This window comes from Tessaracoccus lapidicaptus, assembly GCF_001693815.1.
Lineage (GTDB): Bacteria > Actinomycetota > Actinomycetes > Propionibacteriales > Propionibacteriaceae > Arachnia > Arachnia lapidicapta.
Map to the genome: position 1 here is coordinate 283748 of NZ_MBQD01000020.1, position 26118 is coordinate 309865.

Here is a 26118-nt window from a genome sequence, read left to right on the forward strand (position 1 = left end):
GCCGATGGCGCCATGGGAACGATGCTGCAGTCCTTCGGGGACCTGACGCTCGAGGAGGATTTCCTCGGCCTCGAGGGCTGCAACGAGATCCTCAACGTGACGCGCCCCGACGTCGTCGCCGCCGTCCACCGTGCCTACTTCGCAGCCGGCTCGGATGCCGTGGAGACCAACACCTTCGGCACCAACCTCGCCGCGCTCGCCGAGTACGACATCGTCGAACGGCTCGAAGAGCTGGCGGAGGCCGCCGCTCGCATCGCACGTGATGTCGCGGACGAGTTCAGCACGGAGGAACGCCCCCGGTTCGTCCTCGGGTCCATCGGTCCGGGCACCAAGCTGCCGACGCTGGGCCACATCGCGTACGCAGACATCCGCGACGCCTACCAGCGGCAGGTCGAGGCCATGATTCGCGGCGGGATCGACGCGGTCCAGATCGAGACCTCACAGGATCTGCTGCAGGCGAAGGCCGCCGTCATCGCCTCCAAGCGTGCCCGCGAGGCCATGGGCGTCGACCTGCCCATCCTCGTCAACGTCACCGTCGAGACCACCGGCACCATGCTGCTGGGATCCGAGATCGGGGCGGCGCTCACCACGCTCGAGGCACTGGGCATCGACTGCATCGGCCTCAACTGCGCCACCGGCCCCGCCGAGATGAGCGAGCACCTCAGGCATCTGTCGCGGCGCGCCGGGATCGCCATCGGCGCCATGCCCAACGCCGGGCTGCCCGAACTCACTGCCGACGGCGCCCGCTACCCGCTGGGGCCCGAGGGGATGGCCGACGCGCTGGGCGCCTACGTGGCCGAGTACGGCCTGGCGGTCATCGGCGGCTGCTGTGGCACCACGCCGGAGCACATCCGGCTGCTCGCCGAGCGGTACGGCGGCCGCGACGTCGCCCCCCGCACGCCGCAGCCGGAGCGCGCCGCGTCGTCGCTGTACATCGAGGTGCCCTTTCAGCAGGACGCCAGCTACCTCACCATCGGGGAGCGCACGAACGCGAACGGGTCCAAGGCGTTCCGCGAGGCGATGCTGGCGGAGAACTGGGACGAATGCGTCGAGATCGCCAAGGCGCAGGCCCGCGACGGCGCGCACGTCCTCGACCTCTGCGTCGACTACGTCGGCCGTGACGGCTCCCGCGACATGGCCCTGCTGGCGTCGCGGCTGTCGACCGCGGTCACCCTGCCCATCGTCCTGGACTCGACCGAACCGGAGGTGCTGCGCGCCGGACTCGAGCGGCTCGCCGGCCGCTCCATCATCAACTCCGTCAACTACGAGGACGGCGACGGGCCGGAGTCGCGGTTCGGGCGCATCATGCCGCTGGTGAAGGAGCACGGCGCCGCCGTCGTGGCGCTGACGATCGACGAGGAGGGCCAGGCCCGCACCGCCGAGTGGAAGGTACGGGTGGCGTCGCGCCTCATCGACGACCTCGTCGGCAACTGGGGCATGGACGTCGGCGACATCCTCGTCGACTGTCTGACGTTCCCCATCGCCACCGGCCAGGAGGAGACGCGCCGCGACGGCCTGGAGACCATCGAGGCCATCGCCGAACTCAAGCGTCGCTATCCCGGGGTGCGCACCACGCTGGGTGTGAGCAACGTGTCGTTCGGCCTCAACCCCGCTGCCCGCATGGTGCTGAACTCGGTGTTCCTTCACGAGTGCGTCGCGGCCGGGCTCGACTCGGCCATCGTGCACAGCGCCAAGATCATCCCGATGGACCGGATCCCCGAGGAACAGCGCGAGGTCGCGCTCGACCTGGTGCACGACCGGCGCCGCGAGGGCTACGACCCGCTCACGCGGTTCCTCGAGCTGTTCGAGGGCGTCACGGCAGCCTCCGTGCGCGCGTCGCGGGCGGCGGAGCTGGCGGCGCTTCCGCTGGGGGAGCGCCTCCAGCGGCGCATCATCGACGGCGAGGGCAAGGGACTGACGGCCGACCTCGACGAGGCGCTGGAGACCAAGCCCGCCCTCGACATCATCAACGAGGACCTGCTGGCCGGCATGAAGGTCGTCGGCGAGCTCTTCGGATCGGGGCAGATGCAGCTGCCGTTCGTGCTGCAGTCCGCCGAGGTGATGAAACAGGCCGTGGCCCACCTCGAGCCGCACATGGACAAGGCCGATGTCGGCGCGGGCAAGGGCACGCTCGTCCTCGCGACCGTGCGCGGCGACGTGCACGACATCGGCAAGAACCTCGTCGACATCATCGTCAGCAACAACGGCTACACGGTGATCAACATCGGCATCAAGCAGCCGATCCAGGCCATCATCGACGCCGCCGAGCAGCACGGCGCCGACGCCATCGGCATGTCCGGGCTCCTGGTCAAGTCCACGCTCGTCATGAAGGACAACCTGGCCGAGCTCAACCGCCTGGGACTGGCGCAGAAGTACCCGGTGCTGCTGGGCGGCGCCGCGTTGACCAGGACCTTCGTCGAGCATGACCTCGGCGACATGTTCGACGGCGAGGTCCGCTACGCCAAGGACGCGTTCGAGGGCCTGGCCCTCATGGACGCCGTCATGGCCGTCAAGCAGGGCATTCCGGGCGCCACCCTCCCCGAGCCCCGCAAGCGCCGGCTGGCGAAGACGTCGCTGGTGGAGCTCGTGGAGCCCGAGCTGGGCGTCCGGTCCGACGTCGCCCGCGACGTGGACGTGCCGACACCCCCGTTCTGGGGCACCCGGGTGGTCAAGGGCATCGCGCTGGCCGATGTCGCGGCCTGGCTGGACCACCGCGCCACGTTCCTCGGCCAGTGGGGGCTCAAGCCGCTGCGGGGCGGCGCGACCTACGAGGAGCTGGTCGAGACGGAGGCGATGCCGCGCCTGCGGATGTGGCTGGATCGGATCAAGACCGACAACCTCGCCAATTTCGGGGTGGTCTACGGCTACTTCCCCGTCCACTCGGCGGGCGAGACCCTCATCGTCGGCGCACCGGAGGAGCCCACCCGCGAGGTGGCCCGGTTCACCTTCCCGCGCCAGCGCCGCGACCGCCGGCTCTGCCTGGCCGACTTCTTCCGCGACGAGGAGGAGGCCGCGCAGCACGGTCCCGACGTCCTCGCGATGCAGCTGGTCACCATGGGGTCCGCGGTCGCGCAGGAGACCCAGCGCCTGTTCGAGAACGACGCCTACCGCGACTACCTGGAGCTGCACGGCCTGTCGGTCCAGCTGACCGAGGCGCTGGCCGAGCTGTGGCACAGCCGGGTCCGGGAGGAGTTGGGCCTGGGCGGAGCCGACGGCGACGTCCTGGCGGCCATCCGCGATCAGGCCTACCGCGGCTCGCGCTACTCGTTCGGTTATCCCGCCTGCCCCGACCTGGCGGACCGGGCCACGCTCGTGCGCCTGCTGGACCCGTCGCGCATCGGGGTCGAGCTGAGCGAGGAGTTGCAGCTGCACCCGGAGCAGTCGACCGACGCCATCGTCGTCCACCACCCGGAGGCGAAGTACTTCAATGCCGGCTGAACCACGCGCCGTCCTGTGGGACTTCGACGGCACCCTGGTCGACACCGAGCCCCTCTGGGCCGCGACGGAACGGGTGATGCTCGCCGAGTACGGCGTCGAGTGGGGCGAGGACGAGATGCTGGCCTGCCACGGTCAGCACGCCCTGCTCACCGCGCAGATGATGGCGGACGACATGGGCATTCCCGATCGGGCCGCCGAGGTGTGGCGCGAGCTGCACGAGCGCATCGCCGGGCACATCCGCTCCAACGACCTGCCCTGGCTGCCGGGAGCCCGTGAGCTCATGGCCGAACTCGACGACGCGGGGGTGCCCTGCGCCATCGTGACGGCCAGCGACCGCATCATCCTCGACGCCGCGCGGGAACGCCTGCCGCGCAACCTCGAGGTCATCGTCACGGTCGACGAGGTCAGCCGCGCGAAGCCGCACCCGGAGGGCTACCTCACCGCGGCGCGCCGGCTGGGGGTCGATCCCCGGGACGCCGTCGCGCTCGAGGACTCGGTGCCGGGCACCACCGCCGCCCTGGCGGCGGGCGCCGTGGTCTACGCTGTCCCGACGATGGTGAGCCTCGACCCGCATCCGCGCATGCACGTGTCGGCCACCGGCCTATCGGCCACGAGCTGGGCGGACCTCACCGCGATCTGGCGCGAACTGAAGGAGAACTGACGTGAACCTCTCCGGGGTGAAGACGGGGCCGCTGCAGGCGGGCGAGCGCGTCACGCTCACCGACGGCAAGGGTCGACGCAAGTCCATCGTGCTCAAGGACGGGGGCGTGTGGCACACCACGAAGGGCGCGGTCAGCCACGACGACCTCATCGGAGGCCCCGAGGGCGTCACCGTCGTCTCCGCGGGTGGGCAGCAGTACCTCGCCTTCCGCCCCTTGATGAGCGAGTTCATGGTGTCCATGCCGCGCGACGCCGCGGTGATCTACCCCAAGGACGCCGCGCAGATCCTCATGTGGACCGACATCTTCCCCGGTGCGCGGGTGCTCGAGGCGGGCGTCGGCTCCGGCGCGCTGTCGCTGGCGCTCCTGCGCGCCATCGGGCCGGAGGGACGGCTGCACTCCTACGAGCGCCGCCAGCAGTTCGCCGACGTCGCCCGCGGCAACGTCGAGACGTTCCTCGGCGGGCCGCACCCGGCGTGGATGATCACCGTCGGCGACCTCGTCGACGCCATCGTCGACGAGCCCATCGACCGCGCCATCCTCGACATGCTCGCCCCCTGGGAGTGCATCGACGCCGTCGCCGAGCGGCTCGTGGCCGGGGGAGTGCTCACCTGCTACGTCGCCACCGCCACCCAGCTCGGACGGGTCGCGGATACACTGCGGGCGCACGGCGGCTTCACCGAACCCCACGCCACCGAGACCACCGTGCGCGACTGGCACGCGGAAGGTCTGGCCATCCGGCCCGGCCACGGCACGTCCGGACACACCGGCTTCCTCATCATCTCCCGGCGGCTCGCCCCGGGCCAGGCGGCGCCGATGCGAAAGCGGCGCCCCGCGCCGGGCGCCTACGGCCCGGACTACCGCGGACCCCGGCCCGCCAACATCCCCGCCGAGCTGGGCGGGCGGGGGAGCGACGATGCCGACGAGTGAGGCGCCGGCGGGGAGCGTGCGCCCGCAGCGGCGCGTCCTCATTCTCGGCGCGGGCCTCGTTGGCTCCTCGCTCGGCCTGGCGCTCACCCGCGCCGGCTACGACGTCATGCTGTGGGATATCGTCCCGTCGCACTCGCTGGTCGCCGCCGGGCTCGGCGCGGGGCGCATCTCGGACGAGGCCACCGACGACCCCGACATCGTCGTCGTGGCGACGCCGCCCGGTGTGATCCCCGACCTGGTGGCCGAGGTCCTGGGCAAGTTCCCGGGCGCCGTGATCACCGACGTCGGGTCGGTCAAGGCGCCCATCCTGGCCGCCGTCGCCCGGCTCGCGCCGGAGCATCGCCGCTACGTGGGATCTCATCCCATGGCCGGCTCCCAGTTCACGGGTCCGCTGACGGCATCGGCGGACCTGTTCCGCGACCGCACCTGGGTGGTCACACCCGTCGACGGCAACACCGCCGCCGATGTCGCGGCCGTCGAGGGACTGGCCCGCGACGTCGGCGCCCGGGTCATCACGATGCCGCCGGACGATCACGACGAGGCCGTGGCGCAGGTCAGCCACGTGCCGCACCTCATGAGCATCCTCACCGCCGGGCACCTGCGCGAGGTGCCGCTGGAGAACCTGCGCCTCGCCGGGCAGGGCATCCGCGACGTCACCCGCATCGCCGGCTCGGATCCCGGGCTGTGGCGCCAGATCCTCACCGCCAACGCCGACGCGGTCCGCCGCGAGCTGCGCGAGGTCTCCGACGACCTGGCGCACCTCATCGGGGTGCTGGACGACCCGGACGGGCTCGAACGGTTCCTGGCGGTCGGGCAGGCCGGCGCGCACGCCCTGGTCGGCAAGCACGGCCACGACCCGCTGGACACCGTGCGCGTCACCGTCGAGATCCCCGACGAGCCCCGGGCCCTCGCGCGGCTGTTCACCGACATCGCCGAGGCCGGATTCAACGTCGAGGACTTCGACCTCACACACGACCCGGTGCGGGAGGTCGGCTACCTGTCGATCGCCGTCGAGCGCGACGTGGCTGAGCAGCTGCGCACCAACATCGTCGCCCGCGGCTGGACCGGCTGGGCGAGCAGGGGAGGACCGGAATGAGCACGCTCATCGCCATCGACGGACCGAGCGGGTCGGGGAAGTCCACGACCGCCAGGCTCCTGGCCCGGCGGCTCGGGCTGGGCTACCTGGACACCGGAGCGATGTACCGCGCCGCCACGTGCGAGTACCTGCGTCGCTTCCCCGACGGTGCCGGCGCCGAGGAGGCCGCAGACCTGGTGCGGTCGTGCCGGCTGGTCGTCGAGACGTCACCGGACGAGCCGCGGTTCCGCATCAACGACACCGACGTCACAGAGGAGATCCGCGAACCCCGGATCTCCGCCGCCGTGTCCGGGCTCGCGACGAACCTGGAGGTCCGCCGGCTGCTCACGGCACTCATGCGCGACATCATCGCGGCTCACTCCCGGGACATGGTCGTCGAGGGCCGCGACATCACGACGGTCGTCGCGCCCGACGCCGACGTGCGGGTGCTGCTGGTGGCCGATCCGCAGTCCCGGGTCGCGCGGCGGGCGGCCGAGGTGGCGGGCCGGGCGACCAAGGAGGACGTCACCGATCAGGTCCTGCGCCGGGACCGGGACGACTCGACGGTGTCCAACTTCACGGAGGCCGCGGACGGGGTCACCGTCATCGACTCGACGTTCCTGAGCCCCGACGAGGTGGTGGACCGGATCGTCGCGCTCGTGCCGTCGCGGTAGCGCACGCGCGGCCCCGGTAGGATGGGCGTTCCGCCTGGACACCCAAGGAGCCCCAGTGACCGAGCTGCGCAAGCCGATCATCGCCGTCGTCGGCCGCCCGAACGTCGGTAAGTCGACACTCGTCAACCGCATCCTGGGCCGGCGGGAGGCTGTGGTGCAGGATACGCCGGGCGTGACCCGGGACCGGGTCTCGTACGACGCGAACTGGAACGGTCGCGAGTTCGTCCTCGTGGACACCGGGGGCTGGATGTCGGACGCCACCGGCATGGCCGCTCAGATCGCCGAGCAGGCCGAGCTGGCCATCTCGATGGCCGACGCGGTGCTCTTCGTGGTCGACGCGACGGTGGGCACGCTCGACGAGGACGAGGCCGTCGTGCGCGTGCTGCGCCGCTCGCAGAAGCCCGTGGTGCTGGCGGCCAACAAGGTCGACGACCAGCGCCACGAGGCGATGGCCGCCTCGATGTGGAATCTCGGGCTGGGGGAGCCCTATCCCGTCTCCGCGTTGCACGGCAGAGGCTCCGGCGATCTGCTCGACGCGATCCTCGATGCCCTGCCCGAGGCGCCGCGCGAGCAGGAGGTCGAGGAGGCCGGGCCGCGCCGCGTCGCGATCGTCGGCAAGCCGAATGTGGGCAAGTCGTCGCTGCTCAACAAGCTCGCCGCCCAGCAGCGGGTCGTCGTGTCCGACGTGAGCGGCACCACCGTGGATCCCGTGGACGAGATCGTCGAGGTCGGTGGCCAGGTGTACCGGCTGATCGACACCGCTGGCATCCGCCGCCGCGTCAAGGAGGCCAGCGGCCACGAGTACTACGCGAGCCTCCGCACGCAGGCCGCCATCGAGCGGGCCGAGGTGTGCATCATGGTCGTGGACGCCTCTGAGCCCATCACGGACCAGGATCTGCGCATCCTCAGCTCCATCGAGGAGGCGGGGCGGGCGCTGGTCATCGCCTTCAACAAGTGGGACCTGACCGACGAGGAGCGCCGCAAGTACCTCGACCGCGAGATCGAGCGGGACCTGGTCGGCTACCGGTGGGCCCCGACGATCAACATCTCCGCCCTGACCGGCCGCAACGTCGACAAGCTGAGCAAGGCCATCGAGGAGGCGGCCGCCGGCTGGGAGACGCGGGTGTCCACCGGCAAGCTCAACGCCTTCCTGGGGCGCCTGGCCGCGGCACATCCGCACCCCGTGCGGGGAGGCAAGCAGCCGCGCATCCTCTTCGGCACCCAGGCACAGAACTGCCCGCCGACCTTCATCCTGTTCACCAGCGGCATGATGGACGAGACCTACAAGCGATTCGTCGAGCGCCGCCTCCGCGAGGACTTCGGCTTCGTCGGGTCGCCGGTGCATGTCGAGGTCCGCGCGCGGGAGAAGCGCAAGGACCGCGCCTGAGCCGTCACCTCCCCGATGTGCGCTCCGGCGCAGGACTCGCTAAGCTATCCGAGTTGCCGCAAGGCGACGGCGGGCTGTAGCGCAGCTTGGTAGCGCACTTGACTGGGGGTCAAGGGGTCGCAGGTTCAAATCCTGTCAGCCCGACGAGGTATCACGCCTTGTCACATCGTAGATCGCAGCGGGCACCACACCGTGAGTCGCAGATCCGATGACGCCGAAGGACACGCCAGGTCGTCCACCGTCCCGATCGAAAGGCGGCACGATGAGCGCGACTCCGCTCCCGACCTCCACGACGGAATCCGCGCGCCCGCCGCGCAGGACGTGGCTCGCCCGCCTGCTGCGCCAACGGACCCAGCCGGGCGATCCCGAGCCCGAGTCGCCGGCCGCCCCCGACCGGCTGCCCCTCGTGTCGCTCGCCACGCGGGTCGGGGCGATCGCCCTGGTCTCCGGGGCGTCGGCGTCTCAGGCCACCGAGATGATCCTGCGGCTCGGTCTCGCCCACGGGGTCCGGTTCCAGGTCGACGTCACCTACACGGCGATCACCGTGGCGTGCACCGAGTCCGACGGCGGGGGAGTCCCGCTGAACCTCTTCCGCACCGTGCCGGCCCTCGACCGCGACTACGCCCGCCTCGCGCACCTCGAGTCGGTGGTCGACGCCGTCGCGCGCGGCGAGCAGTCGGTCGAGGAGGCCACCGAGGACCTGGTCCGGTGGCGCTCGCGCGGCATCGTGTATCGACGATGGGTGACGTCCGTGGTGGCCTTCGCCCAGGGTGCGAGCATCACCGCACTCCTCGGCGGCGTACCGCTGGAGATCGCCGTCGCGGGCCTGGCCACCCTGCTGGTGCACGAGGTGACCGCGTGGCTCGGGCGCACCAACGCGTCCTACTTCTACGCCCAGGTCGCGGCCGGGGCGATTCCGATGACCGTGGCCATTGTCCTGATGTACCTGCGGTCGCACGGCGTCACCGACCTGTGGGCGCTGTCGCCATCGCTCGTCGTGGCCGCCGGCATGGTGACGATGCTGGCGGGGCTGGGCGTCGTCGGGGCGGCCCAGGACGCCCTGGACGGCTACTACATCACCGCGGCCGCGCGCATCGTGGACCTGGTGATGCGCACCGGAGGGCTGATCCTGGGCGTCGTGGCGGTGCTCTGGCTGGGTGTCCGGATCGGGGTGCCCGCCTATCTGGTGCCCGAGTCGATCCCGCCTCATCACCCGACGGTGCAGGTGGTGGCGGCTGCCGTCTTCGCCACGGCCGTCGGTCTGTTCGGGCGGTTCGGGCCCCGGGGCGCCCTCATCGCAGGCCTGGGCGGAGCGCTGGGCTGGACCATGTACCTGCTGCTGCTTCCGCTGGTCGGCGGCGACTACGCCGTGGCGGCCGGGGGAGCAGCCGCCGTCGTGGCGGTGTTCGCGCACCCCGTCGGGCGCTGGATGCGTCTGCCTGCCATCGCCATCGTGACCGTCGGCATCGTGCCCCTGATGCCAGGACTCATCCTGTACCGAGGTCTGTTCCATCTCGTCGTGGGCATGCCGGCCGTGGAGCCGGGCGACACCGCGGGCGAGATGTTCCTCTTGGCCGCGGTGACGGGTGTCATGCTGGCGCTCGGCAGCTCCGTCGGCTCGACCCTCGGGCGGCACCTCGCGCAGCCGACGGAGCAGTTGGCCCGGCTTGCGCTGCGCGCCTCCCTGCGCCGAGGTCAGCAGCCGCGCACCTGACGCGGCGGGTTCACTGATAGCGCTCGAGGATCTCCTTCATCTGCGCGATCTCCTTCTCCTGCGCCTCCACGATCTCCGTGCAGAGCTGCTCGATCTCCGGGTCGGTGATGGTGGCCTCCTGGCACACCAGGATGGCGCGCGAGTGGTGCGGGATCATCGAGGTGAGGAACCCCTCATCGCCGACGCCGACCTCGCTGCGGCCCATGAAGAACGCCGCGAGGAAGACGGCGATGAAGCCGACCAGCAGGATGACGTTGAGCATCGTGTTCTTCAGCATGGACCACATGCCCACGGTCATGAGCACCCCCATGGCGGCCACCATGAGCACGGCCATGTAGAGGTTGCTGGGATTGAAGTAGAAGTGGTCGAGGCTGCGGACCATCGACATGCTGAGCGCCCACATCAGCGCGAGGTTGACCAGCAGGATCGCCCCGAACTTCCAGTACATCGCGTGCGAGTGCTTGTTCTTACCGTGGTCCTCGGTGTGCTTCTCGTGCGTCGTGTCATCGGCCATCGGAGTTCCTTTCGTCGTCATGACCACTACCCGCTGCAGCGCCCCATCAAACGCGACGGGCCGGCCCCGAGCGACCTGTCGTGATATCGCCGCCCCAGTCAGAGATGGGTGCCGGTGCCCGGATGTTGGGCTGTCGAGGCGGCCTGGACGAGCCGGATCGCGGAGGTCGGATCAGCGGTGCCTGGATCCGCGCCCGCCGCGACAGTGCCGCTGCCGCTCGCGGTCCGCCAGGACAGCCATCGCGCGAGCCATGACAGCAGCAGGTTGATGGTGAGGTAGATGACCAGGGTCACGACGAAGAGAGTGAACAGGTAGCGGTTGCCGAAGAAGCTGGCGAGGTTGTTCATGTTGCTGCGGATGATCTCGTTGTAGCCGACGATGTAGCCGAGCGAGGTGTCCTTGAGCAGGACCACGAGCTGCGCCACGATGATCGGCAGCATCTGTCGCAACGCCTGGGGGAACTCGACCAGCAGCTTCGACTGGAACTCGCGCATGCCCAGGCTGAGCGCCGCCTCGCGCTGCCCCCGAGGGAGGGCGGCCAGCCCTGCGCGCAGCGCCTCCCCGATGAGGGTGCCGTTGTACACGATGAGCGCGAGGACCACCGCCCAGAATGCGCCGGTGGAGGCCACCAGCAGGATGAAGAGCATCATCAGCAGCACCGGCATACCGCGGAAGAACTCGAGCAGGATGGCGGTCGGTATGCGGACCCACGGCAGCCGGGAGCTGCGCAGGAGGGACAACACGACGCCGAGAGCGACGGCACCGGCGGCCGCGACGGCCGCGGCCTGGAGCGTGGCCGCGACTCCGGTGCCGATGAAGCCCCACACCTGCGGGTCGGTGAGGATGTCCCACCGGGATGCGTCGAACATTCCCGGAAGGGTGATGCCGCCCGAGACCCGCGGCGCCGCGAGGATCCAGATGATCCAGGCGGCCCCGGCTGTGATCGCCGTGAGCGAGACCACTGAACCGATGAGGGAGGCGCGGCGGGCTCGGGGGCCCGGTGCGTCGAACAGGACGCTGGTGGCGCTCATCGCGACACCACCCAACGCTTCTCGAGCTGGACGGCGGCGAAGCCGAGCGGCACGGTAACCACCAAGTACAGAGCCGCCGCGACCAGGAGGAGGGGGAGGACGATGTTGCCGTTGTCGTTGACGAGTTGCCGGGTCGTCGCGAACATCTCGACGACGAAGAACCCGCCCGCGACCGAGGTGTTCTTGGTGAGGGCGATGTACACGTTGATGAGCGGTGGGATCGTCATGCGGAACGCCTGTGGCAGCACAACCAGCGTCACGGTCTGGCCGAAGCCGAGGCCGATGCTCCGAGCGGCCTCGGCCTGGCCGACGGGCACGCCGTTGATCCCGGAACGCAACGCCTCCGCGACGAACGGCGAGGTGTAGTAGGTGAGCGCGACCAGCGCCAGCAGGAGGAACGGGGCCCGGACTCCCAGCATGGGCAGCACGAAGGCGGTGAAGAAGAACACGAGGGTGAGCGGCGTGTTGCGCGCGACCTCTGTCCAGATCGCCGCGAACCATCGCAGGACCGGCACGGGGGAGATGCGCAACGCGGTGATGACCGTACCGAGGACCAGGGAGAGCCCGCCGGATACGGCCAACAGCAGCACCGTCATTCGCAGTCCCCCCCAGAACTCGGGCATGAGCGACCAGAGCTGCGTCATGGGTTCTCCTTCCGTGTGGGGGCGTCGGTCCGGCCGAGACGAACCGGCCGGACCGACGACGGGTCAGTAGCGATCCGGCGTGGGCGGCTCGACGAAGGGCAGGACGGTGCCCGCCGTCGAGTTCCATGCCTCTTCGTAGGTGCCGTCCGCGTAGCTCTTCTCCAGCACGTCGTTGATCCACATGCGGAAGTCCGTGTCGTCCAGGGCCAGCCCGATCCCGTAGGGCTCAGAGGTGAACGGCTCGCCGACCACCTTGAATTCCCCCTCGTTCTGGGCCGCGAGTCCCGCGAGGATCACGTTGTCGGTCGAGACCGCGACGACCGTGCCGTTGCGCAGCGGCTCCAGACAGTTGGAGTAGGTGTCGGTGAGCAGCGGCTCGGCGCCGATCTCCTCGAGCTTGGCGGCAGGCGTCGAGCCGGTCACCGAGCAGACGGGCTGTCCGACGAGGTCGGCCTCGCTCGTGATGTCCTCGTTATCGGCGAGGACGAGGATGGACTGGCCGGCCATGTAGTAGGGGCCCGCGAAGGAGACGACCTCCTTGCGCTTGTCGTTGATGGTGTAGGTCGCCACCACGATGTCGACCTGACCGTTCTCGATGAACGGTTCCCGGTTCGCGGACACCGTCTCGACCCACTTGATGTCATCCTCGGCGATGCCGAGGTTCGACGCGATGAGCTTGCCGATCTCGACGTCGAAGCCCTCCGGGACGCCGGACGGGCCCATGAGCCCGAACAACGGCTGGTCGAACTTGGTGCCGATCGTGATGGTGCCGGCCTCGCTCAACTCGGCCATGGTGGTGCCCTCGTCGAAGGTCACCTCGTCGCCGACCGGGGGGCTGCTCTCACTCGTCGTGGTGCCGGCGCACCCGGACAACGCGAATGCGCCTGCTGCGGCCAACGCCAGCACCGTTTTCCTCGTTCGTTGCATGCCTGCATTCCTTTCCTCGTGGGCGGTCGTCCGGGGTGGACGGCCGTCAAGGTCCGCCATCGGCGGGGTCAGTGGTGGAGGATCTTCGACAGGAAGTCCTTCGCCCGGTCGCTGCGGGGGTTGGTGAAGAACTCCTCGGGCGTGGCCTCCTCGACGATGGCGCCGTCCGCCATGAACAGAACCCGGTCGGCGGCCTTGCGGGCGAACCCCATCTCGTGGGTGACGACGACCATCGTCATGCCCTCCGCCGCCAGTCCGACCATCACATCGAGCACTTCGTTGATCATCTCGGGATCGAGCGCACTGGTGGGCTCGTCCAACAGGATGAGCTTCGGGTCCATCGCGAGCGAGCGTGCGATGGCGACCCGCTGCTGTTGCCCACCGGAGAGCTGGCTGGGCATCTTGCCGGCCTGGTCGGCCACCCCGACGCGCTCCAGCAACCGCATGGCCTTGTCCTCCGCGTCGCGCTTGGCCATCCCGCGCACCCGGATGGGTCCGAGCGTGACGTTTTCCAGCACCGTCTTGTGCGCGAAGAGGTTGAACGACTGGAAGACCATGCCCACGTCGGCTCGGAGCCGCGCCAGGTCCTTGCCCTCCTCGGGCAGAGGGCTTCCGTCGATCGTGATCGTGCCCGAGTCGATGGTCTCGAGTCGGTTGATGGCGCGGCACAGCGTCGACTTGCCGGACCCCGACGGGCCGATGACCACGACCACCTCCCCGCGGTGCACGACAGTGGTGATGTCGCGCAGGACATGCAGCTGGCCGAAATGCTTGTCGACGTGATCGACCACCACCAACGGGCGGCCAGACTCCACGGCGGGGCCCGTCGTGCGGCGTGAGGACGTCTCGGGTGTGTCCATAGGTGCACCCTACGAGCATGATGATGGCACCGGCATGGCCGGACGACCTGTTTACCAACCTGTTACAGGAAGGCAACCTCCGGCGAGACGACAAAGGGGCGCTGATGTTTGGGCGCGGCCCCAGATGGGTATGAGGGAGTTGTCCGAACCAACTCAACCCAAGGAGGAGTCATGGGATTCGACGATAAGGTCCGCAACGCCGCTGAAGAGGCCTCTGGCAAGGTCAAGGAAGGCGTGGGCAAGGCCACCGACAACGAGCGCCTCGAAGCCGAGGGCCAGGCCGAACAGACCTCCGCCGACATCAAGCAGGCCGGCGAGAAGGTCAAGGACGTCTTCAAGTAGGCCCCTACCCCAAGGCCGCCCCCGGATTCCCGGGGGCGGCCTTGGCATGTCCGCACTTGGGTCACCGCTGTCCGTGGCGTCGCGGCGAGGTCAGTCCGGTTGATCCGCTCCGAGCACGTGGAAGTGGGCGTGGTGGCGCCGGCCCCACGACACGACGCCATCGATGCCGGCAGCGTCGACCTGCAGCCGGCTGAGCAACACCGTCTCGCCGCGCACCGCCGCGACGGCGGCCATGCCCAGGCCCCCCTTGCCGTCCCCCCGGACCAGGACGGTCGTGCCGTCCGCGAAGCGCAACCGCACGGCGCCCTCGGACCCGAAGGCCTCCGCGTGACGCAGTGGGGCGGCGCGATTGCGGACGCGCAGGAGCGCCTCGGCCAGGGCACCGCGCAAATCCGAGTGCGCGGCGGACGTGCTGGTCAGCTGCCGACGCAGCTCGTCGTCGAACAGTTCCTCGAAACGGTCGTGGCGCACGCGGTTGCGCATGCTCCAGTATCGCCCAGAGACAGCAGAAACCGTCTGGATCGTCATCGACGATCCAGACGGTTCCGATCAGGTCAGCCCTGCGCGGCCTTGGCGTTGGCCTCGGTCTCCGCGATCTTGGTCAGGAGCTCATCGGTCCGAGACTCCTCCTCGAGGGATTGGGTCAGCAGGTCGTAGCCATCGGGCAGGCCCAACATCTTGGCCCAGCGCCGCAGGGTGCCGTAGCGGGTGATCTCGTAATGCTCGACCGCCTGGGCCGATGCGATGAGGGCCGCGTCCGCGGCCGGGCTGCCCTGATACTCCTCCAGGTGCTCGTCGCCCTCCTTGAGGATGCCGTCGATGGCGTCGCAGCGCTTGCTCGTGGGTTTGCGGTCGATCAGGCCGAAGACCTGCTCGAGCCGGCTGATCTGCCCCTGCGTCTCCGCCAGATGGTGCTCGAAGGCTGCCTTGAGCTCGTCGGACACCGCCGCCTCCTGCAGCTTGGGCAGTGTCTTGAGGATGTGCCGCTCCGCGTAGTACATGTCTCGCATCGTCGCGTAGAACAGCCCATCGAGGTTCTTGTCGGCCATTGCCGTGCCTTTCTCTCGGTGTCCCGTCCGACGCCGTCCATCCTGGCCGGCGCCGGCCGGGCTCACGCGTCCGTGTCTTGCCACACTACTTACCCAGCTACCCCACGGCAGCGAAGTCAAACAGTTTCTCCAGGGAGCCCGCACAGGCCGTGCGGCCGCGGCCGGCGCGCGGATCCCTTCCCAGCACCGCTCGCGCATGCGACGCTGTCTTCCAGAGACATCACGGAGGGGGAGATCATGATTTCTCGACGGTCCTTCATCGCCTTCAGCGGTGCAGGCGCACTGACGCTCTTCGTCGTGGACGGGATGGGAGCGCCCGTCGCCGTCGCTGCCCTCCGCGGCGGCACGTTGCGGCCCAACAAGATCCGCAAGTACCGCTCACCCCTCCTCGTCCCGCCCGCGATGCCGCTGGCTGCGGAGCAGCGCGACGGTGTCGACGTGTACGAGATCTCCCTGCGGCAATTCGAGCAGCAGATCCTGCCGGAGCCGCATCCGGCCACGACGGTCTGGGGATACGGACCGACCGAGGGTGGCGTCTTCCACGCGCCGTCGCTGACCATCGAGGCAGCGGTGGGCCGACCCGTATTGGTCACGTGGCGCAACGAACTCGTCACCGTCGGCGGGGAGCCTTTGCCGCACCTGCTGCCCGTGGATCCGACGCTGCACTGGGCCAACCCGCCCGGGGGCGAAGACGGTCGCGACGAGGCGCCGGATTTCCGGGGCCTCACCTACGTGCCGTCCGCGGACCCCTCGGAGGCCGAGTCGCTGCCGGCGGGCAGCTACACCCGCTACTGGGGACCGGTGCCGATGGTCACTCACCTGCACGGCGCCGTCGGCGTGGGGGAGCATTCGGACGGCTACCCCGAGGCCTGGTATCTGCCGGCGGTGGAGCTTCCCGACGGTTACGCGGCCGTCGGATCCTGGTACGAGCAGTTCCGTGGGGAGGCTGCCGCGGCCACCGGCGTCGACTGGGAGCCGGGGAGTGCCGTCTGCCTCTATCCCAACGACTCCCGGCCCGCGGCGCTCTGGTTCCACGACCACACGCTGGGTATGACCCGACTCAACGTGTACGCGGGCCCGGCCGGCTTCTATCTCCTGCGAGACACGCCCCACGAGGGCATCACCGTCGCCGGATCCGGCGAAGCGGCCGAGCTGCCGGGGCCCGCGCCCCACCTCGGTGACGACCCGGACGCGACCTACCTGGAGATCCCGCTCGCGATCCAGGACAGATCGTTCAACGACGACGGCTCGCTGTTCTACCCCGACGCTCGAGCATTCTTCGACGACACGGCCAGCGGCTTCATCCCGGACGACGAGCACGTGCCTCCGATCTGGAATCCGGAGTTCTTCGGCAACGTCATGATCGTCAACGGGCGCGCCTGGCCGTTCCACACGGTCGAGCAGCGTCGGTACCGGTTCCGGGTGCTCAACGGCTGCCAGTCGAGGTTCCTCATCCTCGACTTCTCCCCGCTGCCCGGCGTGTCCGTCTGGCAGATCGGCAACGAGGGCGGGCTGCTCACCGCGCCGGTGGACATCACGACCCACGTCAAGAACCGCGTGCTGCTTGGGCCGGCGGAACGCGCCGACCTCATCGTCGACTTCACCGACGTGCCGGTCGGGGACTACCCCCTGAACAACCTGGGACCGGACGCCCCCTTCGGGGGCTCCCGCTTCAAGGCGGCGGATCCCTCAGCGGCAGGCCGCATCATGCAGTTCCGGGTCCGCCCCGCTACGTCGCCGGACACGTCGACGCCCCCGGCGCAACTGGTGCTCCCACCGGTGCCGCGGGTTGAGGGCGACCCCGCTATCAGGCGGTTGGCACTGCTCGAGATGATGGCCCCGACGCTCGGGGTGCCGGTGGCGGCGATGCTCGGCGTCGTCGACGGTGACCCCGCCGAGGAGCCCTCACCCGCCCGGCACGTCATGTGGGGAGACGATGTCGTCGTCGATCCGGTCGCCGGCACGACCGAGATCTGGGAGCTCTACAACGCGACCATGGACGCCCATCCCGTCCATCTCCACGAGGTGACGTTCGAGGTGGTCGACCGGCAGCCGATCACCGTCACGGAAGGGATGACGCCGACGGTGATTCTGACGCCAGGGTCCTACCCGCGACCGCCCGAGCGGTGGGAGACGGGCCGGAAGGAGACGGTCATCGCGTATCCGGGCGAAGTCACGCGGCTCAAGGCTCGATTCGAGGTGCCCGGGCGCTTCGTCTGGCACTGCCACATCCTCGAGCATGAGGACAACGAGATGATGCTGCCCTTCGTGATCCGCCCGGCCGACTGAGCCGCGGGCATGACGCGGCCCCCGCCGGATGATCCGACGGGGGCCGCGATGTTCAGGGCTGGGGCGTCACCGCCCGCGAGCCGTCCTCAGAGGGGGCGAATGTTCGCCGCCTGCAGGCCCTTGGGCCCACGCTCAGTCTCGTATTCCACCTTCTGGTTCTCCTCGAGGTTCCGGTGTCCCGTCCCCTGAATCGCGCTGAAGTGCGCGAACACGTCCGCCGAGCCGTCATCGGGAGCGATGAAGCCGTAGCCCTTGTCGGAGTTGAACCATTTCACGGTGCCAGTGGCCATGCCGTTATTCCTTCGTACCTGGACCACAGGGTGTGGCCGCTATCGGTAATCCTATGCCATGAATGGCGCAGATGCGGCACTCTGCGCCGAGGAACTACGATCTGGACCATGCGCCTCACACGGTGGCTGGGCCATCCGACCCGGGTCGTCCCCGCCGTCTACCTCCTCGGAGTGGCCGTCGGCACGGCCTTGCTGATGCTCCCACCGGCCACCGCGGACGGCAGGGGAGCGCCCCTCCTCCACGCGAGCTTCACCGCGGTGTCTGCCATCTGCATTACCGGATTGACTACTGTCGATACCGCGACCTTCTGGAGCCCGTTCGGGCAGTTCATCATCATGCTGCTCATCCAAGTGGGCGGGTTCGGCATCGTCGCCCTCGCCAGTCTGCTGACACTGGTGGCGACGGGCCGGCTGTCGCTGCAGGGGTCCTTGGTCGCAGGCCAGGAACTGCGTACGGGTGTCGGCGGCGTGTTGCGCGTGCCGAAAATGATCGCGGCGGTGATGTTGAGCGCCGAGGCGGTCATCGCGCTGGCACTGACACTCGCCTTCCGGCAGCACACCGACAGCTGGGGCACAGCCGTGTGGTGGGGGGTGTTCCACTCGGTGTCAGCGTTCAACAACGCCGGCTTCGCCCTGTTCAGCGACAACCTGATGAGCTTCGTCAGCGATCCCGCGGTCATCCTGCCGATCTGCCTCGCGGTCGTCGTCGGCGGCCTCGGCTTCCCGGTGCTGATCGAGATCGGCCGCCGGATCCGTCGCCCGCGCCAGACGCCGCTGTGGTCCTCGCACACCCGGCTCACGTTGATCGGCACGGGCTCGTTGCTCGCCATCGGCGCGGTCGTGTTCGCGCTGGCCGAATGGAACAACCCCGACACCCTCGGCCAGCTGAGCCTCGCCGACCGGCTCCTGGCCACCGTCGCCGGGGCCGTGTTCCCGCGCACCGCCGGCTTCAACCACATCGACTACGGCGTCGCGAACGAGTCGACGCTCGGCCTCTACTACGTGCTCATGTTCATCGGCGGCGGCTCCGTCGGCACGGCCGGTGGAGTCAAGGTCGGCACCGTCGGCATCATCCTCGCGACCGTCCTGGCCGAACTGCGCGGCGAGAACCAGGTCATCGTCGGTCGCCGCGCGGTCCCGTCCACGGTGCAGCGGTCCGCGTTGGCCGTCGTCGCGCTCGGCGTGTTCACCGTCATCCTCGCCACGTTCTTCATCGTCGTCGACGACCGCTTCACGCTCCAGCAGGTGCTGTTCGAGACCATCTCGGCGTTCGGCACCGTGGGTCTGTCGACCGGCATCACGCCGCATCTTCGACCCGAGTCGCTCATGGTCCTCATGCTGCTGATGTACCTCGGCCGCGTCGGCACCGTCTCGGTCGCCACGGCGCTCGCCATCCGCGTCCGCCACCGCCACTACGTCCTACCGGAGGAGCATCCCATTGTTGGGTAGAGCAGATCAACGCAACACGGACGAGACCGTCCTGGTCGTCGGGCTGGGGTTGTTCGGGTCGGCGACGTGCCGGGCCCTCCTCGACATGGGGGTGCCGTTCGTCGCGGTCACGGAGGACGCGGCGCTCGCCACCCGATACTCAGACGAGTTTCCGCACGTCATCCAGATGGACCCCTCCGACCGTGAGGCCTTGGAGCAGATCGGCATCGAGCAGATCCCGAAGGCGGTGGTGGGCCTCAGCAAGGTGGAGCTGTCCATCATGACGGTCCTCGCCCTCTCGGAGCTGGGCGTGCGGGAGATCTGGGCCCGCGCGGCGACGCGCGAGCACGGCGCGATCCTCGAACGCATCGGGGCCCACCACGTCGTCTACTCGGAGGCCTCGACGGGGCGACGCGTCGCCCACGCCGTGTCCGGGTTCATGATCGACTACTTCGAGTTCGAGGACGGGTTCGCCATCGCCCGAACCCGGGCGCCGAAACTGACCTGGCACAAGACGCTGCGCGAGTCCATGGTGCGCACGCACAACCAGATCACGGTGGTCGGCGTGAAGCGACCCCGCCAGGACTTCATCTACGCCGTGCCCGAGACGGTGATCGAGCCCGGCGACGAATTGATCGTGTCGGGCCGGGTCAACCACGTGGATGCGTTCTGCCGGCTGCGCTGAGCGTCAGGCCATGTCCTCCTGCTCCAGCCAGTCGCGCGCGATGTCGGCTGCCGGGGCCTGTTCCTCGACGCTGCGGGCGTTGAGCTCCACGAGTTCCTCCGGGGCCATGGCCTCGCTCACCGCGTCGATGATCGCGGCGGCGTTGTCGTCGACGTCCTCGCTGGCCACGGGGACCAGGTGGGAGGCCAGGAAGAGGCCGCCGTCGTCCTCGAGTGACACCAGGTCGTTGGTGGCGATCGACGGGTCGGCCGTGTAGATGATCGCCAGCTGGATGTCCCCGTCTTTCAGCGCCTTGACCGTGAGCGGGCCTCCGCCGTCCTCGATGGGGGTGAAGCCGACCTCGATGCCGTACTTGTCCATGAGGCCGCGCGGGCCGTTGGGGCGCGTCTCCGCCTCGGAGTTCGCGCCGAGGGTCAGGGGAGTGGTGACCTTCTCGAGGTCCGAGACCTTCTCCAGACCCCACTCGTCGGCGAACTCGCGCGTGACCACGTACGAGTCCTGGTCCGTGGCATCGGACTGCGCGAGGACGCGCAGGCCCTCGGGAACGGCCTCCTGGAGCTCCGTGTAGACGTCGTCGGTCAGGCGCGCGTCGGTCTCGCCCTGCCAGTACTGCAGCAGCGGTCCGCTGTACTCGGGGAACAGGTCGATGCTGCCTGCCTCGATCTCGGGGAGGTAGGCCTCGCGCTGACCGATGCGGAACTGGCGTTCCACCTCGTAGCCCTCAGCCTCGAGCGCCTGCGCGTAGATCTCGGCCACGATCTCGTTGGAGTAGTAGTCCTGCGAGCCGATGACGATGGGGTCGGCCGAGGCGGCCGGGGCCGAGGACGCGGGAGCGTCGGTCGCCGACGGCGAGGCGAGCGGGTCGCCGCCCCCGCAGGCGGCGAGGCCGAGCGCCGCGCTGAGGGCGAGGGGGATGAGCAGGTGAGGATGGTTCATGGATGGTCCTTCCGGGAGGGTCTGCGTCCTGAGGGGTCGGAGGTGTGGGCGGGGTCGGCCACCCGGCGGGCGGCCCGCTGGAGCGCGGCGAGGAGCAGCTCCAGCGCCAGGGCGAGCGCGATCACGATCAGCGACCCGGCGAGCATCTGTGCGTAGTCCCTGGTCTTGAGGCCGGCGAAGAGATACCGGCCGAGTCCGTAGTCGGAAGTGTAGGCGGCGAGCGTGGCGGTGGCGACGACCTGCAGCGTCGCGGCGCGCAAGCCGCCGACGATGACGGGCAGGGCAAGGGGGAGCTCGACCAGGACGACGACCTGGCCCGGGCTGAGCCCCACGGCGCGGGCCGCCTGCGGGATGGCCTCGTCGATGGCGAGGAATCCCGAGTACACGCCGGCCAGCAGGGACGGCACCGCCAGCACCGCCAGGGTCAGCAGCGGTGCCTCCACGCCGATGCCGAGCCAGAGCCCGAAGAGCGTCAGCAGCCCCAACGAGGGGACGGCCCGCGCACCGCCCATGAGAGCGGCCACCCAGCCCGCGCCGCGGCGGGCGTGCCCGACGAGGATCCCCGCCGGCACGGCGACGACCGCACCCAGCAGCACCGCGACCCCCGTCACGGCCAGGTGCTGCGCCGTCCTGGCCGGGATGCCCGCCGGCCCGGACCATCGCCCCTCGACGGCGAGCCAGGCCCACGCTTCGCTGAGGAGGCTCATCGCGACACCACCACCGGGCCGCGGGCGCGCCGGGCCGCCCACGGCGTCAGTGCCTTGCCAGCGAGCACGAGGGCCGCGTCGAGGATCAGGGCGAGCGCGACGGTGACGACGACCCCGGTGACGACCTCGGCGACGATGCCGCGTTGGAATCCGTCGGTGAGGAGGCTGCCGAGGCTGGGCACTCCGATCAGGGCCCCGATGGTCACCAGTCCCACCGTGGAGACCGTGACGACCCGCACCCCCGCGAGGATCACCGGCAGGGCCAGCGGGAGGTCGACCCGCCACAGCATGCCCGTGGGGGAGTGCCCGACAGCGACGGCGGCGTCGCGGACGCCGCGATCCACGGCCCCGAAGCCGTCGACGACGCTGCGCACCAGCAGCGCCACCCCGTACACGGTGAGCGCCGCGATCATGGTGGCGGATGACCGCAACGGGGTGCCGATCAGGACCGGGATCACGATGAGCAGCGGCAGGGCAGGCACGGCGTAGAGGAGGGTCGCAGCGGCGAGCAGCGGTCCGCCGACGCGCGGCAGCCGCCACGCCAGCCGACCCAACGGCAGCGCCAGCAGCACGCTCAAGCCGACCGCCGGCACGGTCAGGACGAGGTGCCCCACGAGCAGTTCGAGGACCTGGGGCCAGTTGCCGGTCAGCCAGGTCACTCGAGGATCCCCACCGCGTGCCCCTCCAGGTCCACAGCCACCTGCCGCCCCCCGGAGGTGGCCAGCCGCAGGCTCCGGCGGCCGCGGTCCGCGCCGATGAAGCCCCGCACGAAGTCGTCGGCCGGCTGCGCCAGGATCTCGACGGAGGTGCCTCGCTGGGCGATCTCCGCCTGCGGGCGGAGCACGATCACCTCATCGCCGAGGCGGAAGGCCTCGTCGACATCGTGGGTGACGAAGAGGATGGTCTTGCCGAGGTCCGACTGGAGCCGCAGGAGTTCGTCCTGGAGCTCGCGCCGCACCAGCGGGTCGACGGCGCCGAAGGGTTCATCCATGAGCAGGATGTTCGGGTCGGCGGCCAACGCCCGGGCCACCCCGACCCGCTGCTGCTGACCCCCCGACAACTGCGCCGGATAGCGCTGGGCCAGTGATTCGTCCAGACCGACACGCCCCAGCAGCTCCAGCGCCCGGCTGCGCGCTGCCCGCCGGGTGGCCCCGGTGAGCAGGGGGACCGTCGCCACGTTGTCGGCCACCGTCCGGTGGGGGAGCAGCCCGCCGCTCTGCAGCACGTAGCCGATCGAGCGGCGCAGCGCCACGGGATCGCTGTCCCGGACATCGGCGTCGTCGATGAGGACCCGGCCGCCGGTCGGATCCACCATCCGGTTGACCATCCGCAGCAGGGTGGTCTTGCCGCTGCCGGAGGACCCGAGCAGGACCACGCAGCGGTGCGAGGGGACGGTGAGCGAGAAGTCGCGCACCGCGACGGTCCCGTCCGGATAGTGCTTGGCGACGTGCTCGAACTCGATCACCCCGTCAGCTTATGCGGCGACACAGGCAGCCGAGTGCGAGTTCGCCGCGAGAGATAGGCTGGACGGATCATGGCTGACGCGGGCCGATCGATCGAGGTGGCGCTTGAGCGGGAGCGCAAGTACGAGCTGCCGCCGCGGGCCCGGCTGCGCCTCTCGGAGCTCGGATCCGTCTCGCCGACGAGACGTCTCCGGCTCAGCGCGGAGTACCTCGACACACCCGAACTCGACCTCTTCCGCCGTGGCATCACGCTGCGCCGGCGCCGCGGCGGCGACGACGACGGCTGGCACCTCAAGACCCCGGCCGACGGGGGCCATCGCGTCGAGCACCGGATGCCGGGAGCGGCCTGCGAGCGGGTACCGGCCGCGCTCCGCGAGGTCGTCGCGGAGGCGGTGGGGGAGCGGCCGATCCTGCCGCTGCTCAGACTCCGCACGACGCGCACGGCGACCGAGCTCTTCGACGACACCGGCCGCGCCCGCGCCGAGATCAGCGTCGATGAGGTCCGCGCGACCCTGCTGCTGCCGCCCGGAGGGCGCTCGCACTGGATTGAGGCGGAGCTGGAGTTGGCGTCGGACGAACCCGCCGCCACCCTTGACCTCCTCGACGCGGAGCTCCGCCGGCAGGGACTGATGCCCGCCCGTCACTCCTCGAAGGCCGGCCGGGTCCTCCGCACCATGCACCCGGCCGATGCCGACCGCTCTGCTGTGGGCACCGCCCGGGCCGCGGTGTGTCGCGAACTCGGACGGCTGCAACACCTGGAACCCGCGGTGCTGCGGGACGAACCGGAGTCGGTCCACGACGCCAGGGTGGCGCTCCGACGACTCCGCAGCCTCCTCGGGGCCTACGGGCGCCTGCTCGGGTCCGCCGACGACGTGCGCGCCCTGCGGGTGGAACTTCGCTGGGCCGGACTCCGGCTCAGCCCAGCACGAGACCTCGAGGTCATGGGGGAGCTGCTCGCCGGAGTGCTGGGGCAACTGCCCGAGGAGAGCAGGGATCGGGCGTCGGCGCTGTGGGAGCAGGCGTTGGCCGCCCGGACGGAGGAAGCTCGCGGGGACTGCGCCACGGCCCTGGCCACCCGGCGCTGGGACGCGCTGCACGCCCGGATCACGGCGCTGATCCTCGCCCGCCCGGGCCATGTCGACGAGACAGCCGGCCTCGATGCGCTGCGCCGCCTGGCCGCGGTGCCCCTGGGGCGGGCGGCCCGCCGCTACGCGCGTGCCCTGCGCACCCCGTCGATCGGCGCGTGGCACGAGGTCCGCAAGGCCGCCAAGGCGGCCCGATACGCGCTCGAAGCCATCGCCCATCATCCCGACGCCACCGCCGCGGACCGGGCGGCCCACGAGACGTGGAAGGCGATCGCCGGCTCGCTGGGGGAGGTTCAGGACGTGGCCGTGGTGCGAGCGGCCCTCCCCGGCTTCGCCTCCGAGACGTCCGACGCGGACGTGATCGCCGACGTTGATGCGCACCTGGCAGCCCGGGCAGCCGCCGATCTCGCCGAGGCCGATCACCTCCTGAGTGGAGCAGTCCGCGCGCTCAGGGACTTCCGGCCGGGTAGGTGACCACGCCCCCGGCCGTGATCGCGCCCGGCGTCAGCGTCGCGGGGACGGTCCTGCCGGGGCCCATCAGGTGTGCGACGGCGTGGCCACGAGCCAGGGCGTGGTCGGCGATGATGCGCCGGTGGCAGCGCCACCACACCGCCTCCGAACACATGACCGCGACGTCCTCCCCGTCCGACTCGGCCACGAGCCGAGTCAGGCCCTCCTGAAACGCGGGGCCGAGCGCGTGATCCGCGTAGTTGTGGAAGCTCCGGTTGCGCCAGAGCCCGTTGACGTTGTCGGGCACCTCGCGGGAGACGGGCCGGCGCCCGCCGAGTTCCTCCGCGCGGCGGAATCCGATGCCGTGGGCGGCCAGGGACTCCGCCAGGCGATCCGCGTCGAAGTGGGGGTAGCGGCGGGAACCCGGGAGCTTGCGGACGTCCACCACCGCGGTCACCCCCGCTGAGTCCAGCCCCGCGAGGAAGTCGTCGATGCTCCGGTCCGAGTGCCCGACCGTGTACAGCACGGTCACTCCCCGAGCGCGGCGCGGACGGCCTCGCTCACCGTCCGGTGACGGAAGCTGTACCCCGAGGCCTCGAGCGCGGCCGGGCGCACGTCGGCGTCCGCCGTCAGGAGCGACTCAGCGGCGTCGCGCCCCAGGATGGCCCGGAGGGCGAACTCCGGGGCGGGGACCAGGTACGGCCGGCGCAGTTCTCGGGCGAGCTCGCGGCCCAGGTCTCCGGCCGTGGCGGGCGTCGGTCCCGTGAGGTTGACGGGGCCGGTGAGCCCGGCGTCGATGACGTGGCGGATGGCGCCCACTTCGTCGTCGAGCGAGATCCAGGGCCAGAGCTGCCGGCCTGTGCCGATGGGCCCGCCTAGCCCTAGCCGAGTGAGCAGGATCATCGGCTTCAGCACGGCCTCCGGGTGGACGACGGGGGCTGTTCGCAGGAGAGTGACCCGGGCCGCCGGGCCGGCCGCGGCCGCTTCCGCCTCCCACGCGACGCACAGGCGCGCCAAGAAGGTGTCCCCCGGGGGTGACGACTCCGTCAGGGTCTGCCCGGGACGAGAGCCGTAGTACCCAACGGCCGATCCGGCGAGCAGGCGCGGCGCCTCACTGCCCAGGGCCCTGACGGCCGCCGCGACGGTGCGGGTCGGCACCAGGCGCGACTCCCAGAGGACGCGACGGTAGGCCGGGGTCCACGGGAGGCGCCCGATGCTCGCGCCGTTGAGGACGACGACGGCCTCCGCCCCGGCCAGCGACGCCGGATCCAGCGGCCGGCGCCCGGGGTCCCACGCGATCTCGTCGTCGCCCGTTGCGGGGCGCCTGACCAGGCGCCGGACCCGGATCCCGTCGCTCGCCAGGGACCTCATCAGAGCCCCGCCGATCAGCCCCGACGCCCCCGCGATAACCACCGTGCGTGTCCTCATGTGGCCACCCTGCCATGCCGTCGACCGGCTTGGCACCGGATGTTCATCTCACGAACTTTTTCTCGCGAATCACTTGCACATCGTCGAGAGGCGTGCGAAGGTGGAGCCACGAG

Annotated in this window: 25 protein-coding genes, 1 tRNA gene and 1 pseudogene; 13 read left to right on the forward strand and 14 right to left on the reverse strand. The window is 70.3% G+C overall.

All coding sequences use genetic code 11. The features are described from left to right. Positions 1-12: 12 nt before the first annotated feature. The 8 genes and pseudogenes from metH (at position 13) to BCR15_RS06640 (ending at position 9877) form a co-directional block, all read left to right on the forward strand. Positions 13-3438: a methionine synthase gene (gene metH / locus BCR15_RS06605; RefSeq protein WP_141680062.1), complete on the forward strand. Its 3426-nt coding sequence runs from the start codon at positions 13-15 to the stop codon at positions 3436-3438. Further along, positions 3428-4099 carry an HAD family hydrolase gene (locus BCR15_RS15260; RefSeq protein ID WP_068751388.1) on the forward strand — a complete coding sequence of 224 codons (672 nt, stop codon included), beginning with the start codon at positions 3428-3430 and terminating at the stop codon, positions 4097-4099. The genes metH and BCR15_RS15260 overlap by 11 nt, the downstream gene beginning before the upstream one ends. Before the next feature lie 16 nt (positions 4100-4115). Continuing rightward, positions 4116-4763: pseudogene (locus BCR15_RS15265) on the forward strand (tRNA (adenine-N1)-methyltransferase); the annotation flags it as partial. Next, a complete protein-coding gene (locus BCR15_RS06620) occupies positions 4750-6123 on the forward strand; it encodes a prephenate dehydrogenase (RefSeq protein ID WP_228383462.1) in 1374 nt (457 codons plus the stop codon). The pseudogene BCR15_RS15265 and the gene BCR15_RS06620, both read left to right, overlap by 14 nt. Continuing rightward, entirely contained in the window at positions 6120-6776 is a 657-nt protein-coding gene (gene cmk, locus BCR15_RS06625) for a (d)CMP kinase (protein WP_068751391.1), read from the forward strand. The genes BCR15_RS06620 and cmk overlap by 4 nt, the downstream gene beginning before the upstream one ends. 34 nt (positions 6777-6810) lie before the next feature. Further along, entirely contained in the window at positions 6811-8163 is a 1353-nt protein-coding gene (gene der / locus BCR15_RS06630; RefSeq protein ID WP_068751392.1) for a ribosome biogenesis GTPase Der, read from the forward strand. A 70-nt stretch (positions 8164-8233) separates the two neighbouring features. Beyond that, positions 8234-8307, forward strand: a tRNA-Pro gene (locus BCR15_RS06635). 118 nt (positions 8308-8425) lie between these two features. Next, the gene (locus BCR15_RS06640) at positions 8426-9877 is read left to right on the forward strand and encodes a threonine/serine exporter family protein (protein WP_068751393.1); all 1452 of its coding nucleotides are present in this window, start codon (positions 8426-8428) and stop codon (positions 9875-9877) included. 10 nt (positions 9878-9887) lie between these two features. Here BCR15_RS06640 and BCR15_RS06645 read toward each other — a convergent pair whose 3' ends face one another. The 5 genes from BCR15_RS06645 to BCR15_RS06665 all read right to left on the reverse strand — a co-directional run bounded on the left by BCR15_RS06645 (position 9888) and on the right by BCR15_RS06665 (position 13853). Next, positions 9888-10391, reverse strand: coding sequence for a DUF305 domain-containing protein (locus tag BCR15_RS06645; RefSeq protein ID WP_197971676.1), 504 nt, complete (start codon positions 10389-10391; stop codon positions 9888-9890). 98 nt (positions 10392-10489) lie between these two features. Next, positions 10490-11422 carry an amino acid ABC transporter permease gene (locus tag BCR15_RS06650; RefSeq protein ID WP_068751394.1) on the reverse strand — a complete coding sequence of 311 codons (933 nt, stop codon included), beginning with the start codon at positions 11420-11422 and terminating at the stop codon, positions 10490-10492. Next, entirely contained in the window at positions 11419-12066 is a 648-nt protein-coding gene (locus BCR15_RS06655; protein ID WP_068751395.1) for an amino acid ABC transporter permease, read from the reverse strand. The genes BCR15_RS06650 and BCR15_RS06655 overlap by 4 nt, the downstream gene beginning before the upstream one ends. 63 nt (positions 12067-12129) lie before the next feature. Continuing rightward, positions 12130-12993 carry a glutamate ABC transporter substrate-binding protein gene (locus tag BCR15_RS06660; protein ID WP_068751396.1) on the reverse strand — a complete coding sequence of 288 codons (864 nt, stop codon included), beginning with the start codon at positions 12991-12993 and terminating at the stop codon, positions 12130-12132. 68 nt (positions 12994-13061) lie between these two features. Continuing rightward, positions 13062-13853, reverse strand: coding sequence for an amino acid ABC transporter ATP-binding protein (locus BCR15_RS06665; RefSeq protein WP_068751397.1), 792 nt, complete (start codon positions 13851-13853; stop codon positions 13062-13064). A gap of 171 nt (positions 13854-14024) precedes the next feature. Between BCR15_RS06665 and BCR15_RS06670 the strand changes: the two genes are divergently transcribed. Then, entirely contained in the window at positions 14025-14195 is a 171-nt protein-coding gene (locus tag BCR15_RS06670; protein WP_068751398.1) for a CsbD family protein, read from the forward strand. A gap of 90 nt (positions 14196-14285) precedes the next feature. Here the strand turns inward: BCR15_RS06670 and BCR15_RS06675 are convergent, their stop codons facing one another. After that, on the reverse strand, positions 14286-14666 hold the full coding sequence (locus BCR15_RS06675) for a hypothetical protein (protein ID WP_176715197.1): 381 nt from the start codon (positions 14664-14666) through the stop codon (positions 14286-14288). Positions 14667-14749: 83 nt separating this feature from the next. Next, positions 14750-15244 carry a YciE/YciF ferroxidase family protein gene (locus BCR15_RS06680; RefSeq protein WP_068751400.1) on the reverse strand — a complete coding sequence of 165 codons (495 nt, stop codon included), beginning with the start codon at positions 15242-15244 and terminating at the stop codon, positions 14750-14752. A 237-nt stretch (positions 15245-15481) separates the two neighbouring features. Between BCR15_RS06680 and BCR15_RS06685 the strand changes: the two genes are divergently transcribed. Next, positions 15482-17533 carry a multicopper oxidase family protein gene (locus tag BCR15_RS06685; RefSeq protein WP_068751401.1) on the forward strand — a complete coding sequence of 684 codons (2052 nt, stop codon included), beginning with the start codon at positions 15482-15484 and terminating at the stop codon, positions 17531-17533. Positions 17534-17619: 86 nt separating this feature from the next. Here BCR15_RS06685 and BCR15_RS06690 read toward each other — a convergent pair whose 3' ends face one another. Continuing rightward, entirely contained in the window at positions 17620-17823 is a 204-nt protein-coding gene (locus BCR15_RS06690) for a cold-shock protein (protein WP_068751402.1), read from the reverse strand. Between the two features lie 108 nt (positions 17824-17931). Here BCR15_RS06690 and BCR15_RS06695 point away from each other — a divergent pair, with 108 nt between their 5' ends. Together BCR15_RS06695 and BCR15_RS06700 are read left to right on the forward strand one after the other, a co-directional pair. Continuing rightward, entirely contained in the window at positions 17932-19272 is a 1341-nt protein-coding gene (locus BCR15_RS06695) for a TrkH family potassium uptake protein (protein ID WP_068751403.1), read from the forward strand. Then, the gene (locus BCR15_RS06700) at positions 19265-19936 is read left to right on the forward strand and encodes a potassium channel family protein (protein ID WP_068751404.1); all 672 of its coding nucleotides are present in this window, start codon (positions 19265-19267) and stop codon (positions 19934-19936) included. Before BCR15_RS06695 ends, BCR15_RS06700 begins: the two co-directional genes overlap by 8 nt. 3 nt (positions 19937-19939) lie before the next feature. Here the strand turns inward: BCR15_RS06700 and BCR15_RS06705 are convergent, their stop codons facing one another. The 4 genes from BCR15_RS06705 to BCR15_RS06720 are packed head-to-tail and all read right to left on the reverse strand — an operon-like array spanning position 19940 to position 23044. Then, positions 19940-20872 carry an ABC transporter substrate-binding protein gene (locus tag BCR15_RS06705; RefSeq protein WP_068751405.1) on the reverse strand — a complete coding sequence of 311 codons (933 nt, stop codon included), beginning with the start codon at positions 20870-20872 and terminating at the stop codon, positions 19940-19942. Next, positions 20869-21579 (reverse strand): ABC transporter permease, encoded by a 711-nt coding sequence (locus BCR15_RS06710; RefSeq protein ID WP_068751494.1) that lies wholly within the window; start codon positions 21577-21579, stop codon positions 20869-20871. The genes BCR15_RS06705 and BCR15_RS06710 overlap by 4 nt, the downstream gene beginning before the upstream one ends. Then, positions 21576-22238 carry an ABC transporter permease gene (locus tag BCR15_RS06715; protein ID WP_068751406.1) on the reverse strand — a complete coding sequence of 221 codons (663 nt, stop codon included), beginning with the start codon at positions 22236-22238 and terminating at the stop codon, positions 21576-21578. The genes BCR15_RS06710 and BCR15_RS06715 overlap by 4 nt, the downstream gene beginning before the upstream one ends. After that, positions 22235-23044 carry an ABC transporter ATP-binding protein gene (locus BCR15_RS06720; protein WP_068751407.1) on the reverse strand — a complete coding sequence of 270 codons (810 nt, stop codon included), beginning with the start codon at positions 23042-23044 and terminating at the stop codon, positions 22235-22237. Before BCR15_RS06720 ends, BCR15_RS06715 begins: the two co-directional genes overlap by 4 nt. Positions 23045-23113: 69 nt before the next feature. Between BCR15_RS06720 and BCR15_RS06725 the strand changes: the two genes are divergently transcribed. Further along, complete coding sequence (locus BCR15_RS06725) at positions 23114-24601, forward strand: CYTH and CHAD domain-containing protein (RefSeq protein ID WP_068751408.1); 1488 nt, start codon at positions 23114-23116, stop codon at positions 24599-24601. Here BCR15_RS06725 and BCR15_RS06730 read toward each other — a convergent pair. Further along, positions 24576-25103 carry a DUF488 domain-containing protein gene (locus tag BCR15_RS06730; protein ID WP_197971675.1) on the reverse strand — a complete coding sequence of 176 codons (528 nt, stop codon included), beginning with the start codon at positions 25101-25103 and terminating at the stop codon, positions 24576-24578. The genes BCR15_RS06725 and BCR15_RS06730 overlap by 26 nt on opposite strands. A gap of 2 nt (positions 25104-25105) precedes the next feature. Beyond that, on the reverse strand, positions 25106-26005 hold the full coding sequence (locus tag BCR15_RS06735; protein ID WP_068751410.1) for a TIGR01777 family oxidoreductase: 900 nt from the start codon (positions 26003-26005) through the stop codon (positions 25106-25108). Positions 26006-26118 lie beyond the last annotated feature (113 nt).